Source organism: Caballeronia sp. LP006 (genome assembly GCF_031450995.1).
Classification (GTDB): domain Bacteria; phylum Pseudomonadota; class Gammaproteobacteria; order Burkholderiales; family Burkholderiaceae; genus Caballeronia.
The window spans coordinates 158588-175382 of record NZ_JARTVW010000001.1; the positions used below are offsets into that span (position 1 = coordinate 158588).

General features: G+C 59.9%; 13 protein-coding genes. 4 read left to right on the forward strand and 9 right to left on the reverse strand.

The annotated features are described in order from the left end of the window. Window positions 1-69: 69 nt before the first annotated feature. Together P9250_RS00690 and P9250_RS00695 are read right to left on the reverse strand one after the other, a co-directional pair. Window positions 70-1863, reverse strand: coding sequence for a sensor domain-containing phosphodiesterase (locus P9250_RS00690; protein WP_310390700.1), 1794 nt, complete (start codon window positions 1861-1863; stop codon window positions 70-72). A 273-nt stretch (window positions 1864-2136) separates the two neighbouring features. Beyond that, entirely contained in the window at window positions 2137-3696 is a 1560-nt protein-coding gene (locus P9250_RS00695) for a methyl-accepting chemotaxis protein (protein ID WP_310390701.1), read from the reverse strand. 322 nt (window positions 3697-4018) lie between these two features. Between P9250_RS00695 and P9250_RS00700 the strand changes: the two genes are divergently transcribed. The 4 genes from P9250_RS00700 (at window position 4019) to P9250_RS32560 (ending at window position 8729) form a co-directional block, all read left to right on the forward strand. After that, window positions 4019-5581, forward strand: a complete 1563-nt coding sequence (locus P9250_RS00700; protein ID WP_310390702.1) for a methyl-accepting chemotaxis protein — start codon at window positions 4019-4021, stop codon at window positions 5579-5581. A gap of 1207 nt (window positions 5582-6788) precedes the next feature. Next, complete coding sequence (locus P9250_RS00705) at window positions 6789-6983, forward strand: CsbD family protein (RefSeq protein WP_250528322.1); 195 nt, start codon at window positions 6789-6791, stop codon at window positions 6981-6983. A 287-nt stretch (window positions 6984-7270) separates the two neighbouring features. After that, entirely contained in the window at window positions 7271-7546 is a 276-nt protein-coding gene (locus P9250_RS00710) for a hypothetical protein (RefSeq protein WP_310390703.1), read from the forward strand. A gap of 850 nt (window positions 7547-8396) precedes the next feature. Beyond that, window positions 8397-8729 (forward strand): hypothetical protein, encoded by a 333-nt coding sequence (locus P9250_RS32560; RefSeq protein ID WP_409014775.1) that lies wholly within the window; start codon window positions 8397-8399, stop codon window positions 8727-8729. 210 nt (window positions 8730-8939) lie between these two features. Here the strand turns inward: P9250_RS32560 and P9250_RS00720 are convergent, their stop codons facing one another. The 7 genes from P9250_RS00720 to P9250_RS00750 all read right to left on the reverse strand — a co-directional run. Beyond that, window positions 8940-10052: a serine hydrolase gene (locus tag P9250_RS00720; protein ID WP_310390704.1), complete on the reverse strand. Its 1113-nt coding sequence runs from the start codon at window positions 10050-10052 to the stop codon at window positions 8940-8942. Window positions 10053-10124: 72 nt separating this feature from the next. Then, window positions 10125-10517 (reverse strand): DUF4150 domain-containing protein, encoded by a 393-nt coding sequence (locus tag P9250_RS00725; protein WP_250469824.1) that lies wholly within the window; start codon window positions 10515-10517, stop codon window positions 10125-10127. A gap of 31 nt (window positions 10518-10548) precedes the next feature. Then, a complete protein-coding gene (locus P9250_RS00730; RefSeq protein WP_310390705.1) occupies window positions 10549-11247 on the reverse strand; it encodes a DUF3540 domain-containing protein in 699 nt (232 codons plus the stop codon). A gap of 32 nt (window positions 11248-11279) precedes the next feature. Continuing rightward, on the reverse strand, window positions 11280-12386 hold the full coding sequence (locus P9250_RS00735; RefSeq protein ID WP_310390706.1) for a pentapeptide repeat-containing protein: 1107 nt from the start codon (window positions 12384-12386) through the stop codon (window positions 11280-11282). A 9-nt stretch (window positions 12387-12395) separates the two neighbouring features. Further along, complete coding sequence (locus tag P9250_RS00740) at window positions 12396-15086, reverse strand: DUF2169 domain-containing protein (protein WP_310390707.1); 2691 nt, start codon at window positions 15084-15086, stop codon at window positions 12396-12398. A gap of 13 nt (window positions 15087-15099) precedes the next feature. Continuing rightward, on the reverse strand, window positions 15100-16323 hold the full coding sequence (locus tag P9250_RS00745; protein ID WP_310390708.1) for a hypothetical protein: 1224 nt from the start codon (window positions 16321-16323) through the stop codon (window positions 15100-15102). Window positions 16324-16342: 19 nt separating this feature from the next. Then, window positions 16343-16795, reverse strand: a 453-nt coding sequence (locus P9250_RS00750) for a phage baseplate assembly protein V (protein ID WP_310390709.1), incomplete at its 5' end; no start/stop codon positions are given.

Sequence of the window (16795 nt, forward strand, 5' to 3'; positions counted from 1 at the left end):
GTACGCGACAACCTGAAGGTCGCGCCGACACGCTGGATAAGTTTAGTTTGAGTCAGACGTTAAAAGATGTTACAGGTGAAAGGCAGTTTGTTCGATCTCAAGCCACACCGAAAACATGTCCGCCTCCATTGGCCGACCAGTAAAGTACCCTTGAACTTCGTCGCATCCCCACTCTCGGACCTTTCCAAGTATTTCGGCGGTTTCTACCCCTTCGGCGACAGCCGTGAAGCCTAACTCATGAACGAGACGGATCACCGTGCGAACAATGGTCGCGTCACGTGGGCTATCGGAGACCGCTCTGACAAGCGCCTGGTCTATCTTCACGGTAGCCACGTCGAGATGGCTGAGTTGCGCAAGGTTGCTGAATCCGGACCCGAAATCGTCGATCGCAAGCGTCACGCCGAGCTCTCGAAGCTGACTTACCGCCAAGGCGCTGCGATCGGAATGTCGCATGAGCGAGCCTTCCGTTACTTCGATCTCCAATAGATGAGGGTTCACCCGAAAGCTTTTAAGCGTGGATTCGACCAACGGAACGAATCCGTGACGCGTCAGGTCCGATCCCACAGCATTAAGCGATAATCGAATTGTTGGATGGCTCGATTGCCACATCGCAAGCTGTCTTACGGCAGTTGCGAGCACCCAATCAGTCAGTGTGTTGACGAGCGCTGTGTTCTCGACGAGTGGAATAAATTCGCCCGGAGAAATGTCGCCAAGTTGGGGATGCCGCCAACGAACCAATGCTTCTGCGCCCAGGCAGACTCCATCGCTCAACCGCATGCGGGGCTGATAGACGAGGCGCAGCTGATTTTTCGAAAGCGCATCCTTAAACGAGTTAATCAGGAGAAACGCACGGTTGCGATGACGGCCCATTTCCGAGTCGTAGTACACCGCTTGCTTTTGCTCATCACGCGCACGCTCTACAGCGAAAATCAACGCAGCGATCAAGTCGGAGGGGTTAGCGGCTTCAACAAGTCGAACGACCCCAATCGAAGGCGTGACATCGATGGGCAGATCCGCAGCAACGGTCAAAGGTCGTTCGAACGCGCGGGTGACGCGGTCAAGAAGTTTTTCAATCTCTTTGCAGGACGCCTTCGTAACGAGACCATATCGCGCATAGCCGATTCGATAGAGCGTCATGCCTGGGCCGAGCGCGGCCGTGAGCCTTTTTGTGGTATCGACCGCCACGGCATTAATGGACTCCAGCCCGATAGCAATGACCATGCGGTTGATATAGTCCAGCGTGCATACATCAATGAGCACTGCCCGCGTAGTTGTCTCTACATCGGCTTCGCACTGCTCATCGAAAAGTGCTAGATCATCTAAGAATCGTGTCAGATTTGGAAGTCCGGTCACCTTGTCTCGGCAAGCCGTCGAGCGCAATGCGTCTATGCGCTGCGCGATTAAGTTGGCCAACGCTGAAAGGTGGGACCTCTCCCGAACACTGAAAGACGCCCGGGGCCGTGTACCAATGATGCACAACGTTCCAACAGCGTGGCCGTTGTTTGTTGTGAGCGGCGCACCCGCGTAGAACCGAATGAACGGCGCGCCGGCTACTAGCGGATTGTCATGAAAGCGATCGTCATGATGGGTGTCGAGCACCACCATCGGTTCCCGGGACAAGATCGCATGGGCACAAAATGATGTCTCCCTTGATGTCTCGGCCACTGGCATGCCGACACGCGATTTGAACCACTGGCGGTCCGCGTCCACCAAAGTCACCAGCGAGATCGGCACGTCGAAAATGTCGGAGGCAAGGCGAGTTATGTCGTCAAAAAACGAATCGGGCGGTGTATCTAGCACACACGCGGAATGTAGTGTTCTTAGTCGAGCATCTTCATCGAGAGGGTAGGGCGGTGCGATCATTGCTTATTCACGCCAACGGAGTATCGCCCTCTCGCCCGACATCGGAATTGCCTTACTTTCGATCGGTGATAGCGCCGGTGCTCCCTCGGATGCTCCTTAGTTTGGTTAGATGGCCCGGACGTGTTGTCATGGCCGAAAATTGAACATCCTTAAAAGATGACGGCAGGCCGGGATGGAACTTGAGGGTTAAACCGTGCGTCAGCCTGTCTTCTTCGGACGAGTGGCAAAAGCCAACCGAAGAGGTCTACGTGCAAGTCGGCGCGCCGAAACCGTTTAGGCCTCGCTGATGGAAAAGAAAGCAACCGCGCCGGTAAGGTGTATCCCTTGATCATGAAGCGCCTGAGCGGCGGCCGCCGCCTCCTCAACCAGAGCGGCGTTTTGCTGGGTGACCTGATCCATTTGCGCGATGGCCTGATTCACTTGTTCGATGCCGCGACTTTGTTCGCCTGACGCCGCAGCAATTTCCTGCATGATGTCAGTCACTTTGGTCACAGCAGCGGTCACCTCAGCCATCGTCCGCCCCGCATCGCTTGCAAGGAGCGCTCCGTCCTGAACTTTTTGGACCGAGTTCTCGATCAAGGTCTTGATGTCCTTGGCGGCGCTTGACGAGCGTTGAGCGAGTGTTCGAACCTCGCTGGCGACGACCGCAAAGCCGCGCCCTTGTTCGCCGGCACGCGCCGCTTCTACTGCCGCATTCAACGCCAGGATATTCGTCTGGAATGCGATGCCCTCAATGATTGCGGTGATGTTGGCGATCTCGGTCGAGCTGTCGCTGATGCCGTTCATCGTTTCAACCACGCGGCCAACCACTGCGTTTCCTCGTCGAGCGATGTCGAAAGCGTTGCCCGCGAGCGATGCCGCATGTGAGGCGCTTTCGGAGTTGCTTTTAACGGCCGAATTAAGTTGTTCCATGCTGGCAGCGGTTTCTTCCAGCGATGCAGCCTGCTCCTCGGTGCGTTGGCTGAGGTCAGTGTTGCCGGTGGCAATCTCCCTTGCAGCGCATTCGACAGCGGTGCTGCTTTCTCGTACTTGGCCGATTGTTGCGGTCAATCGATCAATCATCTGTTGGAGCGCCCGCAACAGCGACGCCGTCTCGTCGCGACCTGAAACATGCAAGGTCGTTCGTAGGTCGCCTTGCGCGACCGCGTTGGCCGTCTGAACCGCGCGCTTAAGAGGCTCGACAATCGAGCGGGTGATGGCCGCTGCTGCACCGATCGCCAGCAGAATGGCGGCGAGACAAACGCCGAGCTGGATATTGCGGGTCAGGACGTACTGCTGATCATAATCGGCTGCGATATCAGCTTCTTTTTGTCGCGTGAGCGCCGCATACTCGTCTGTGGCATGGGTCAGCTTGGCAAGCAAGGGGCGGCACTCTGCGTTCATTTTCGCAATCGCCGCGTCCCGACGACCTGCATTCTCAAGCTCCAAGATCGCAGTAGCGACAAGGGCATAAGCCTGCTCAATCTCATCAATACGGCCAACGAGTGCGCGGGCCTGATCCGATGCATCGGGTCTCGCAACCAGCCGCTTGAGTTCCGTCAGATGTGCCTGAACGTCGGAATGGGCCGCGACGACATCCGTCTTCTCCAGTGCAAGATCAGACGCGGTGGTGACTAACACAATATTGCGCGCGGCGATGGCGCGTCGGTCGACCGCCGCGCGTAGTTGTGCGGCAACGTTTGCGCGCGCATTAACACCTTCCAAATAAGACTCGAATGCTTGTCGTGACTGATTGAGCGCGTAAATGGAGTTGATCGAAATACAGACCACCATGACAGTCAGAACCGAGAACGCGTATGCCAGCTTACTTTTGACGCTTAGATTGTGGAGCATCTTTTCTCTCAGGGAAAATACTTAATCTAGGTGGTTATTTGCCACTTTCTCGCAATACGGCCTGCGGCTGTACCCGAATATGCTTAACGACCGATACTTTCTGAAGCTGATACTGAAAACGCGAAGTTTGCGTTAGTTGAGTGTTTTCTTGGCAGTATTTCTTTCCGACAGCATGTCCCATTTCCAATAATAAAAAGACACCGTCACAGGATGGCGACGCCTCTCTCAAGAAACTTCGTTTATCGCCGTTAAGCCAGCAGATAGTGTAGGGTGCTTTCGTGCCGAATGACCCTTGTTCTCCACTCATGCATTTTGGAAAAAAATGAAAAAAGAAACTTGGACGGTCAAGGCAAAGCTGGCCGCGTCATTCGGAACTCTGAGTCTGATCGTTCTTGTGATCGCTGGTATGGCCCTAAGCTCGCTTAACGATGCGAACGCGCGATTCGAGGGATTTATCAACGGCATCAATGCTCGTGCGGAAATGGCCACGGCCATCCGCGCCGCAGTCGATGACCGCGCAGAGGCAGTACGCAATCTAGCGCTTGTCACGACACCTGCGGACATTGAGCTTGAGCACCAGGCTGTCCTGAAGGCAGAGCAGACAATCGAGGTTCGTCTCGCCGAATTCAATCGGATGGTTGCTGGCGCTACAGACATGCCTGCGCAAGCTCATGAGCTCGCCACTGAAATTCCTCGCATCGAGGCGCTCTACCGGCCCGTCGCTCTTGAGATTGTCCGACTTGCCATGGACGGTCAACGTGAGGCCGCCATTGCTGCCATCAACAACAAATGTCGTCCGCTCTTGGCAGATTTGAAACGCGCTACCAACGCCTACACCGACGCAACCCATGCGCGCGCGGTAGAGATGGTCAACGAGGCGCAGATTCGATTCGAGCATCAGCGTAATCTGCTGGTAGTACTCTCCATTGCGACTTTGTCGATCGCAATTTTTGCGGGTGCGATCATCACCCTCAGTATTCTGCGCGCGCTGGGCGCCGAGCCTGGCGTGCTTGCTACTATCGCGCAACGGGTTGCGAAGGGCAACTTACACGCGATCGACGGCGCTCATAAAACAGTCGATGGCAGCGTGCTGTCTTCCATGCATACCATGCAGGGTAGCCTCGTCAAAATGATTGGTGAGGTCAGGTCAGCGGCGGACAACATCGCCTCCGGTTCGAGTGAAATCGCCACGGGTAACATCGACTTGTCCTCCCGCACTGAACAGCAAGCATCGGCGCTTCAGCAAACCGCGTCCAGCATGGATGAACTGACCACGACGGTGAAGCAAAACGCTGAAAATGCGCAGCAGGCCAGTTCGCTTGCCGCACACGCATCAGACATAGCGCATAAGGGCAATCAAGCCGTTGACCAAGTGGTTCAAACGATGAGTGCCATCAGCTCGAGCTCGTCGCAAATCTCTGCTATCACTAGCATCATCGAGGGCATTGCGTTTCAAACCAACATTTTGGCCCTCAACGCGGCCGTCGAAGCGGCTCGCGCAGGTGAGCAAGGCCGCGGCTTTGCAGTCGTAGCAGGTGAGGTAAGAACGCTCGCACAGCGTTCTTCGACCGCCGCGAAAGAGATCAAGGATCTCATTACGACGTCTGTCGCACAAATCGCTGATGGCGCAGACCATGCGAACGACGCCGGCGTGACCATGACCGAACTCACGCACGCCGTGAGACGCGTCACCGACATCATGGGGGAGATCGCCAGTGCTTCGTCCGAACAGAGTAAAGGTATCGAGCAAGTCAATCTTGCCATTACGCAGATGGATGTCGTGACGCAACAGAATGCAGCCCTCGTCGAAGAAGCAGCCGCTGCTGCGCAGTCGTTGGATGGGCAGGGTCGAAAACTTACGGATGCCGTATCGTTCTTTCACTAAGGAACGTCATACCAGAAAACATGCGCTGCCGGCCAAGGGCGATATCTATGCTGTTACGAAGGGCGTCGCTGACTGCGAAGTTGCGCCTACATCGCGAATACACGTATTGAAGTGCTTTATTCTGCTACTGGGTGCACTAATTCTGCTAGTACACGGAGGTCGCGCGATTTGGAGGTTCTTCCCGATTCGCTCACCAGGATAAGCAACCGTCCATGTCTCGTGATAGTCGCGCGATTGCTGCTGAAAACTGCTCGAGTGTTGTTCGGTGTACCTCGCAAGGGGCGACATGTCGGCCTCAAGGTGTACCAGTACGCTGCCGGGCGAGCGTGTTCCGTCCCGCAGCAACTAGCCCATCCGCTTTGGTTAGGAAGGTAGGTTGTGAACACCTCGTCGATGATCTCAGCACGGATACCCAAGCGGTCATTTTTTGCCTTGGAACTCCGCTCGCGCGGCTGGACCGCGCTGGCGACAGGATCTCTTTGCGGCTGGTTCTCACCGCTCTTGGGCAAGATAAACCGAATTGCTCTTTAGCTTACGTTAGTAAGATTAATGGACCACTAAAGGGTATTAGCTGAATTAGCGAGCATTACCCAGTGAAATGTTACGCGGGTGTATTGAGGTTGGTTCACCCGATGAGTCCGAGTTTGGCAGTCCAATCAGCGGTTTTGTCAAATCCACCCGTTAGCAGAATAGCGCACCTTGTTAGAAAAATTAATGAAGTTCAACAGTCGTCGTACACGGCGGCAAGGTTTGCAACAATCGCGTGCATTATGGCGCCAATTCTGTGGAACTCCCAAACTTGAGCCCAAAACACGCGCGTCCGCGGACAACCGGAATCCGTGGCATTCCGGATCACCCGCACTGACCGATTCATGTGCTGTAATTGTAACGTTCATGTCGTAGGCGCCTTTTGATATATTCGGCATTGACCGGGCCCGCCATCCAATTCAACTTATCGATTCAGATATAAATTTAATTAACTTCTAGCAAGAATTTTTGCAGCTAGCGCCTTTAAAGTCGACTGCATGATGTTAGCCGGACGCGTCATGGAGAATGGCGGACCGCTTCTGGGAGAAGTATCATGTGCTTACTTTAGACGGTAACGACATCGCGGAAATCCTCGTTGAAACTCGAAAGTGAAAAGTGGGAGGCACTTTCCTTGCTAAGAGTGGATGCCCGCATGTTGCCGGCGAAAAGGAGCGATGCCATGAATGAAGACCAAGTCAAGGGAGTGGGGGAGAAGGTGAAGGGCAAAATCAATGAGGGCATTGGAAAAATGACGAATGATCCAGCCCAGGAAGCGAAAGGCGACGCACAGCAAGCAGCAGGCGAAGTGCGCAAAGATGTAGGCGACGCCAAAGAAGATCTTAAGGACGCGGCCAACGATAGGTCGACGCCGTAATGGATGTCTGACGTAGGACGGATGTACGCCCGCCTCCATCTCGCGGGCGTCATTCATCGCGGCGCTCAACAATCACTGAGTGCGTGAGTAGCAATCTCCACGTGGATTGTTCGTCCTTGTCTAGAAAAAATCTTTACGATAGCTTAAGTTCCTTCGCGAAGCTTTTTTCAGTTCATAGCATAGCCGTCGCATCACATGTAGAGCTGCCGGCCGAACAGTTGCGTAGGCATCGCGATTGCGCTCTCGTCTGGAAAGTCAGCCTGTGCTGTTGCATTATTGGAGAAGTAATGACGAGCGAACGCGAAGACAGCGCATTGAAGTTTTACATCGCTGAGTTTCAACGGCTCGCCGCAAAAGGCGAGAATGGCGAAGATGTCTCCGAGCTAATCGCCATTCTTGCTGAAAACGCTATAAAGCACTTAGACCCGTGGAAAAGTGGAGGCCAAACCTACAACCGTCCAAAGCTAGTCGCGCAGCTTAAGATGAGGGCTAATTACGTTGCTCACTCGTCGCCTAGAGCCGCAAAGGTACTGGAGGAGGCGGCAAAAATATTAGCAAAATAGCGGGTTCTCTTCTGCTCCGACAGCATGTCTTGTCAGTCGGCTAAACTACCCTCGCCTGGATGTTCTACCATAACATTTCGGCTTATTAGCGTGGTCCACCGCCCTATAGTTGGCGCTGTGCATTGTCGAGCGCATGAAGCTCTGCTCGATTTTGACACATCAGTCCGCGAGTATGCGAGCGCATTGACTTCGGCGGTAGCGCAAACCGCTGCCGGTGCCAACGGGACCGAACCAGAGCTGGTCAATGGACATTGTCAGCGACGGGTTGGCCAATCGTCGGCGCTTTCGCTGTCTGAACGTGGCGTCTCGTTCAGGTTGAAGCCGATCCGTTGAAACTGTAAAACGAGCTGCTCAAGTTTGTAATGTTGGTGCCGTTGATAGGAGGATGCAGCGCCTCGGCTGCCGTCTCTCAGTGGTTTCGCCCGCCCTCGGTGGCGGGCTCTTTTTGGCACCGCTTTCGGCGTTTTGACTGCACGAGGGATTGCTACCTCGAACCGTCCATGTTCGGCAAAAATGAATGCCGTCTAAGAACGAATGCCTCTTACGCTTTCAAAATGTATAACTTAAAGAACACCGTCGGCAATGATCCTGCCTCGTTTCCACGTAAAGCAAATCATGCAGCGATCAACCTAGCCTCGTACTCGACTGGAGTGCCAAATCGATAGAGGTGTGCAGGCGTTCTCGATTGTAGTAGTCCTCGATCCAATTGTTGTAACCGCTAATACGAGCACACCTTTCTTCGAGGGGCGTTAAGAGCGACGATTGCGTCCGCAACCCACATTGCGGACGCAGACCATGAGCGACGATGAATTTGACTTTCCGCCACTCCGAGTCATCCGAGAATGCTCCAATGGCAAACGAAGGTACGACCCTGACGGCGAACACGACCATTGGCTTGTCGCATGTCGTGACGTGGACAGGCAAGAAGTGGTCCGAACTGCGCAATGGTCCGGAAGGCTGGCGTTACGATCCGGCGCATATCGGCGAGCCGGGTTCGCGCCTTGGCGGCGACCTCGCGTATATCCCGAAGAACGACGATGTGCAGGCCGCGCTGACCAGCCTCGATCCTTACATGAATATCGACAGCCACATGCGGGACCGGCTTATCGCCCGTTCTTCGGCTGGTATCGGTCGAGCGTGTCGAATGTGCGGCGGATCATCGGTGCGGAAGCGGCGCGGGTGAATCCGGAACTGGCTGATCTCGTCATCAGGCAGCGTCCGCCGGAGGCCACTAAGGCTACGTCGAAGGTGATGGGGCAGATCGTGCTGGGGTCGGACCATGCCCTGGCGAATGGCGGGTATCGGTTGAGGTGTACACAGGTGCCGAAGGGCGGGTTGCCGACGTGTGAGCGGGTGGGGGTGGCGGAGTGAGGGGGTAGGTCCCCTCGACCCCTCACCGCAAATGCCGCCCAATCGCCACAGCCACCGGCGCGGGCGGCGTATCGTTCTGATTGACCGCGATAAAAATCGCCGCGTCCTTGAACGGGTTCACGACGATCACTGAACTGAACCCGGCCGTCCCGCCGTTTTTCCAAATCTCCGGATGCAATCCCGGCGATCCGTTGCCATTGTTCGTCACCCACGCCATGCCTTGCTGCGCCACGCCATTGGGCAAGGTATATCGCGGCTTCTGTGCATCGCGCATGGCGGCGATCAACTCGGCGGAGACGGGATGCCCGTCGATCTCGCTATGCCCGAGATTCGCTTCACCGAAGCGCAGCATGTCGGCGGCGGTGGAGCGCATCGCGCCCGCCGCGTACCACGCGTAGAGCGGCCATTGCAGCGCGCGCTGGCCGTTGCGCAAATGGCCCTCGGCCGTGCGTCCCGGTACATCGACCGGGCCCACGAACGAACTCGTCATCCCGAGCGGCTGCAGAATGTCCGCCGATAGCTGTTCGTTCCACGCACGCCCCGTCGCATTCGCAAGCATCGCACCGAGCACGCCGATGCCCGCATTCGAGTATTCATAAGGGCGTGGCAGCGGTCCGTCCGGTGACCACGACGACACCCAGCGAAAGAAATCCGCCGACGTGTAATGGTCGATGCCGCGATAACGCAGATCACGCGGCGCGTCGGGCGGATTGTCGGGCATGCCCGAGCTGAAGTCGGCGAGTTGCAGCGGCGTGACGTTCTGCGCGGCGGGTTGCAGGGTGACGCCGTCGGGCATGTAGCGCTGCATCGGCGCATCCGGCTCGATCTGATGCCGAGCGGCGGCGAGCGCGAACAAGGTCGTCGTGAAGACCTTCGTGCACGAGCCTATCTCGACGATGGTATCGGCAGTAAACGGCGAGCCGTCGTCATTGGCCGTGCCGTATGCGTAGTAGTAGCGCTTGCCGCGCAGCGACACGCCGACTATCGCGCCCGCCGCCTGATGCGAAGTAAGCAGCGGCTGCAGGTAGGTATCGACGACTTGACGGATCGCGGCGCTATCGTCGGCGGGTTGTTGCGCGGTTGCGGGAAGCGTGGCGCAGGCGGTGAGAAGCAAGGCGAAAGTGCGTTTGAACATGATCTTGTTATGGTTGGCTAAAACAATGCCGATGCGGTCGATAAAAGAGAACGATAAGAAGCCGACGCCCTCTCAACTCATAATCATCACGACGGTCTGACTCGGCGCAAGCACGGCCCCCATCGCGTTGTTCTGGTTCTGCGAGGTGGGCGTGGTGAGGCGCACGGCAGGACTGCCGGCGATCATCACTTTCTCGCTTCCCTGGGTGAACTTCGCCGGTCCCATAATCATTCCGGAACTGACGCCGCCCGCCACGCCGCCCTGATCGCCATTGGTCATCGGGATCTCGGCGCTCAAGTTGAGCGCGGGCGAGCCGCCTATCAATACGGTCTCGGCAGGCGGGGTGCCCATCGTGGGCATCGCTATATTTGGGTATGGCGTGGGCACCGGGCCAGCCGGTGTCGGCGTCTGACAGACATCGGGTTCGGCCATCAACTGCCCGCCGCCTATGGTCACTGCAAACATGATGTTTTCTCCGCGTGATCCAGTGTTCGGTTCAGCCCAGCTCGATCTTCGAGCCGTCGATGCGCGTCATCTCGTCGGACTGCATCGTCGTATGGCGCGTGTGGAAGTGGGCGTGGCCTTCTACGCGCCAGCGCGCACTGCCCGTGCGCAGTTCATCGGTGCCTTCGACCCAGCGCGTGCTTTCCTGGGTGCGCTGCAAGAGCCTTCCAATCGTCGATACCAGCGACTTCGCCGCCATCGTCATGCGGCCGATGCCCGCATCCAGCACGCCGATGCGTGTCGTGGCCTGCTGCGTGACGAGTTCGGTTGTGACGCTTTCGAAGCTGAGTGCGCGCGTCCGTGCGCTCACGCATTCGCTACCATCCAGCGCGATTCGCGCCGCATGCACGCGCAGTTCGCCATCGGCGGTATTCAAGCGTGCGCCGCCGGGCAAGGTCAGCGTGGCCGTGGCCGTGGCCGATGGCGCGCGCGTCAGCACGGCAAGCACATACGGCACGCACATGGATGCGGCCTTGCCCGCCGCATCCGGCAGCGCAGCGAGTGCGGGAAGCGCGGGGCAGACGAGCACGAGATCGCCGGTTTCGGGTTCGAGCAGGCAGCTCTCGGCACGTAACGCGCGTTCGATAAAGCCATCGAGAAACAGCCACTTGTCAGCGCGGCCAGTGACGATGGCGGTGCAGAGGCCCGCGTTCGCTTGCACAGTGTTCGATGAAAGGGATGCGTGGTCCATGATGTTCGTCCGTGTATCGATCGAATGAGTATTCAGCCTTGCCATGTTTCGGCGCGCAGGCGTAGCAAGTCGGTCGGCCGCGTGCGTTCGCGCGCCGCGTTGCCCCAGTGAGTGCGCTCGTCGATCAGTGCGTGGAAATCGGCATTGCCGAAGTCGGCGCGTGCGCAATCGGCTTCGCTGAGATCGACGTGCGAGCAATCGCAATCGATGAATAGCGCGCCCGTCAACGTCGCGCGTTGCAGGCTCGCGCCGCTCAGGTTGGCCTGCACGAAGCGCGTGCCGTCGCAACGTGCGCCGGTCATGCGCGCCGCACTGAAATCGGCGATCACGAATTGCGCGCCCGTGAGGTCCGCGCCATCCATCTGTGCGCCGGAAAAGCGCACTTGTTCGCCGTGCGCGCCCGCGAAGCTCGCGCCGCCGAGCACGGCTTTGTCGAATCGCGTCTGCGTGAGACGGCTACGCCCGAAGTCGGCCTTGACGAGTTGCGCGCCGGCAAACTGGCAAAGCGTGAGATCGCAGCCAGGAAAGCGTTGCCCGGTGAGATCGGCGTTGGTGAAAAACGCCTGCCGCAAGCTGGTGTCGGCGAAGACGGCCTGCGCGAGCTTGCCCGCAAGCGCGGTGAAGCGCGTGAGATCGGCGCGGCTGAAGTCGCATGCATCGAAGACGCAGCCGGTGGCATCGCAACGAAAAAGGCGCGCGCTCGCGAAGCTTGCCGCAGAGAGATCGCAGCGGTCGAACACGCTTTGTTCGAACTGCGCGCCTTGCAGGTTGGCGCCAGTCAGCACCGTCTGCATGAAGGTCGCGGTATGGCCGCGCGCCTCTGCGATGCTCCCGCCGGCAAGCGTGCTGCCGGACCACTGCGAGCCATCGAGGATGACGCCGTCGAGTTTCGCCATCGACAGATCGCAGCCGCGTACTGTGGCGCGCGCGAGATTCGCACCCGACAGATCGACGCCGCGCAGATCGATACGCTCGAAGATGACGTCTTGCAGATCGCGGCCGCGCAGATCACTACCCGCGAGGTCCAGATCGGCGAGGCGCGCGCCAGGCGTGAGGCTGGCGGCGTCGAGAGCGGATTGATCGGAGCCATCCGGGTTAACCGAGCGGCCGTACGGATCAAAGTTAAAGGAATCCGACATGATCGTCTCTCAATGCTCCGCTTCCGCGCGGCCCGGAATCGCGAGCAGCGTGCGGTCGATGTTCGCGCCTTCCAGATTCGCCCGGCCGATGTTCGAGCCATAGCACTGCGCGCCGTAGAGATTGCTGCGCACGCACTGAGCGCCTTCGAGTTGCGCGCGCCGCAGCGTCGCGTTCATGAGGTTCGCGCGGCTCAAATCGGCATGCGTGAGATCGGCCTTGGCGAATTGCGCCGACTTCGCCTGCACGCCGACAAAGCGCGCGCCCGCTGCCTTCGCGCCGCTGAAGTTGGCGCGCTCCATGAAACTGCCGTCGAAGATCGCGCGGCTCATGTCGATGCCGATCCACGATGCCGCCGCCAGATTCGCTCGCGCCAGACTTGCGCCGCTCAGATCGGCGGCGAGGCCGGAGCGCGAGCCAGCGAGATTCGCCTGGTCGAAGCGCGCGCCCGCCGCGCGGACCGCATAGAGACGCAATCCTTCGCCGTCGATATTGACGAACGATGCGCCGTCGAGCGCCGCGCCATCGAGGCTTGCGTGGGCGAGGCTGGCATCGGTGAAATCGGCACCGGACAGCGTGCAGCCTTCGAACGTCGCTTTGGGCGCGCCGCAGGCCACGGCGCGCAAGCCCGTCATGTTGGCCGCGTTGAATTGGGCATGGCCGCAGTTCGAACCTGCAAGCGATGCCGCGCTGAAATCGGCTGCCGAGAAATCGCCGGCTTCGAGTGAGGCGTCATCGAGACGCGCCGCCTTGAAGAGCGCGCCGCGCGCACTCGCACCGGCGAGCGATGCGCCACGCAAATCGGCATCGCTGAAATCGGCTTCGGCGAGCGTTGCTTTGCTGAAGTCCGCGCCCGCCAGACGGCTGCCGTAGAGACGCGCGCCGTCGAGCAGCGCGCCGCGAAAATCGGCGCGTTCGAGCGGCGCGTTCGAGAGATCGAGCTCGCTCAGATCGAGCCCTGCCAGCGATTCACCGGCGGCCACACGCGCGAGCACGTCCTCACGCGTGAGACGCGCTGCGATGGCGGGCGCGTCCGGCGGCGTCTGTGGCATTTGAGGCGCTTGCGGCGGCGTCGTGGCGGCTGAGGGCAAAACGGCCGTGAGCGCATCGAGGCTGGTGACGAAGGCATCGATGTCGAGGCTCGCCGCATCGCGGATGGCGGCGGCGGTTTGCGCGTCGTTCGACTGCGCCGCAAGCTGCTCGAAGCTCTTGCCGCTTTGCGCCAGCTTCGCCTGCATTTGCGCATACGCTGCACGTACTTCGTCGCCGAGTGCGCGGATATCGGTGGTCACGCTCGGCTCCGGAGTCTTGCGCGCGGCGGCGACGGCTTGCTCCACTTCTTGCGCCGTCAGTCCGTGCTGCTTCATGACATCGCTCGTCATGGTTTCGACTTCCTTCATGAGACTGTCAAAACCTCCCGTCGATGACTTCGCTTGCGCCGCGACCGGTTCGGGCGGCAAGTACGGTTCGATATCCTTCGCGCTCAAACCATGCTGTTTCATCAGCGCCTGAGACTGTGCTTCGAGTTCCGCACCGAGCTTTTCAAGTTCGGCGAGGCCGGGGATCTCGGCAGGCACGGCGGCCGGCGCGGCAACCAGCCCGCTCGCAGGCGTTTCTGCGGGCGCGGGCGACGGCGCTTGCTGCGCGGTATCGGCTTGTGGCGCGGCAACGTCCTGTGGCGCGCTTTCCGCCAGCATCCACGCGTGGTAGGTGGCGAGCGGCGCGGGCGCATCGCTCATCGCTTCCCATGCGGCCACTACGTGCGTGACATCGTCGGCGTCTTCATCGGCGATGGCGGCCACCGCGCGATACAGAATCACGCCCCGCTGACTCTCCGGAAAGAGCCACACGGTTTCCGCACGCGCCGCGCATTCCTCGAAATGCGCGCCGTCCGCCGAAAGCCGGTTGACGAAGCAGCGCGCGCGCAGCCCCGGCAGCTGACCCTCCAGAAGCGCTTCGGAAGGATGCATGTTGCGCACGGCGATGCGCTCGTCGCCGATCCAGAAGCCGTCGATACGCTGGTCGGCGGGCGCGGTGCAGAAGTAGTCGGTCTGCGTGCCTGCCGGAAGATGCGGAAACGTGGCGGCGAGCCATTGATCGTCGAATGCGCCGAGAAACGCCGCCCGCCGTGGCGCGCTTGCGGTTTTCGCCCAGTATCCGGCGGGATCGCGGACATCGCCGGACTGCGCGATCAGCCGGCCCGGTGCTTCCACGTTTGGCAAGGGCTGGCGCGTCGCACCCGAGGGCAACGTCACTGGCGCCGCGCCGCGTCCCAGCGGATTGGCCGCAAAGGCGGGACCGCCGTAAGCGCGCGATGCGTCCATCGGCATGCGCAGAAATGGCTCGGGCTTCGAGATGCCCAATGCTTCGAAGTAGCGGTCACCCGAGACATACAACTCCTTTTGCGCGCCGCCAATCTGCACCGTAGTCGCCAGAAGCGTCGCGGGCTGTGGGCCGGGCGCGAAAGCCGCACCATATGCGAGCCATTCGCCGCGCGGCTTGGGAAAGCCTGCATCGAGCAAGGCGTCGTTGCCCAGTGCGAGGGCGCTCGACTGCCACAACGCGCTTTCGCTATCGAGATGAGCGACGCCGCGCCGATCCAGCGGGAACATCGCAAGCAGTCCAATCGCAAGCAGATCGCGCCGCTCGAAACGCAGGGTTCGATGCAACACCGCGAGGTTGTCCGGTTTGACGATTTTCATGGCGGGTTCCGGTTCAGCCGAGCTTGATGAGCGGGCCGGCAATGGCGATGCCGGTTTCGCTGGCGGAGAACTGCGTCGTCGCGGGACCGGTGATGTAGACGCCGCGATCGTCCGCGACGAGACCTTGCGTGCCCGCTGGCCCCTGGTACGACAAACCCGTGCCGGTGGCGGCGAGCGACAGCGAACTCTTGCCCGGGGCCGCGCCTACGCTGACGAGGAACGAGGCCTCCGACAGCTTGAAGCTATCGGTGGGACTGGACGTGCCGAGCGATCCGACGATGCTCGCCTGCGCGCCGTTGGAGATGACGAACGATGGCCCGCTCGTATCGAGGGTCGGCGCGCTGCCGTCCTGAATGACCGCGGGAATGCCGGTGGTCCCGAGCGTGACGCTGTTCTTGTCCACCTTCACCGTGGCGGACGAACTCGCCGTCAGCATGCCCGGACTCGCCACGCCGGACTGAAACGTCAGCGCGGTCGAACTATCCTGCAGATACACGGCGGAGAGTCCTGCGCTGAGTGCCGAACCCTTGGTGCGGCCGAGGCTCGCATAGCCCGTCGGCATGGAGAGCGAGGCCTTGTTGATGGCGGGCAAAGGCAGGTCCGAGAACGAACTGGACAGATTGCAGCCGTTGGCGTCGAGCTTGAGCGTGCTGATCTGCTTGACCTTGTCGAGCGCATCGGCCACGCGCTTCATCAACACGCCGATGAGCACGCCGAAGCCGACGTTCGCGCCGAACGCGATGGTCGACGTGGCCAGCGCGGAGTCCAGCATCATCTTGTTGTTGTCAAAGTCCTGCGGCGTGGTTGCGGCCGCCCCGCCCGTCGGGGCGGCAAGGCCCGCCGAGGTCGCGCCGATCGCCACGTTGGTGGCGAGTAGTCCGCCGAGCGCGAGCTTGACGTTGGTGAGCGCGGCTTCGGCTGCGCCCCATGCGAGCGTGGCGGCGGGGTCGCAGCCTCCGGTGAGCTGCACCGAGTCCTTCGCCTGCGTGGTGCTCGATTCGGTGAGCGAGATGGTCTTGCCGCCCGACATGCTGAGCGCGCCGGAATAGTTCCAGCTCACGTTGCCGCTTACCGATGCGGACACCGTGCCGCCCGCGAAAAGGCTCGTGGTGGTGCCGACCGAAACGGAATTGGTCGCGCCGATCGTGACGCTGTTCGACAGACCAGCGGTTACCTTGGAGGCGCTGCCGAAGGTGAGATTGTTATTGTTGCCGAGCGTGTAGGTCAGGATGCTCATGTTCTTCTACCTGTCAGTCTCAGATACTGCCGATAATCATGTGCGTGCTGCCGTCGGGGGAATACATCCACATCGACTGGCTGCCCTGTGTGTCGTCCATCAGCAGTTGATTGCCGCCGCTGGTGGCGATACGGTTCTGCGCCGGGTTGATCTGATTCACCACATTCGAATTCATCGAATTCGGCACCGTCCCGACGATCACCGGCTGGTCCGGATCGCCGTCGATGAACGCGAGCAGCACTTCCGCGCCCTTCAACAACGGGAAGTGCATGCCGTGGCCATCGCCGGAATAGGGCGTCGCCATGCGCACGCGCGCCGAGCCTTTCGCCGCCGCCTTGTCGGTGCGATCGAAGGGCAACTGCACGGTGTACTGGCCGTATGCGTCGAGTTCGGCGTAGTCGCCGCTGCCTTCGGCATCGACGGTGCCGGTCAGCGTGCCCGCGATATGCGGCCGCACCGTCGTGCGCGGGGC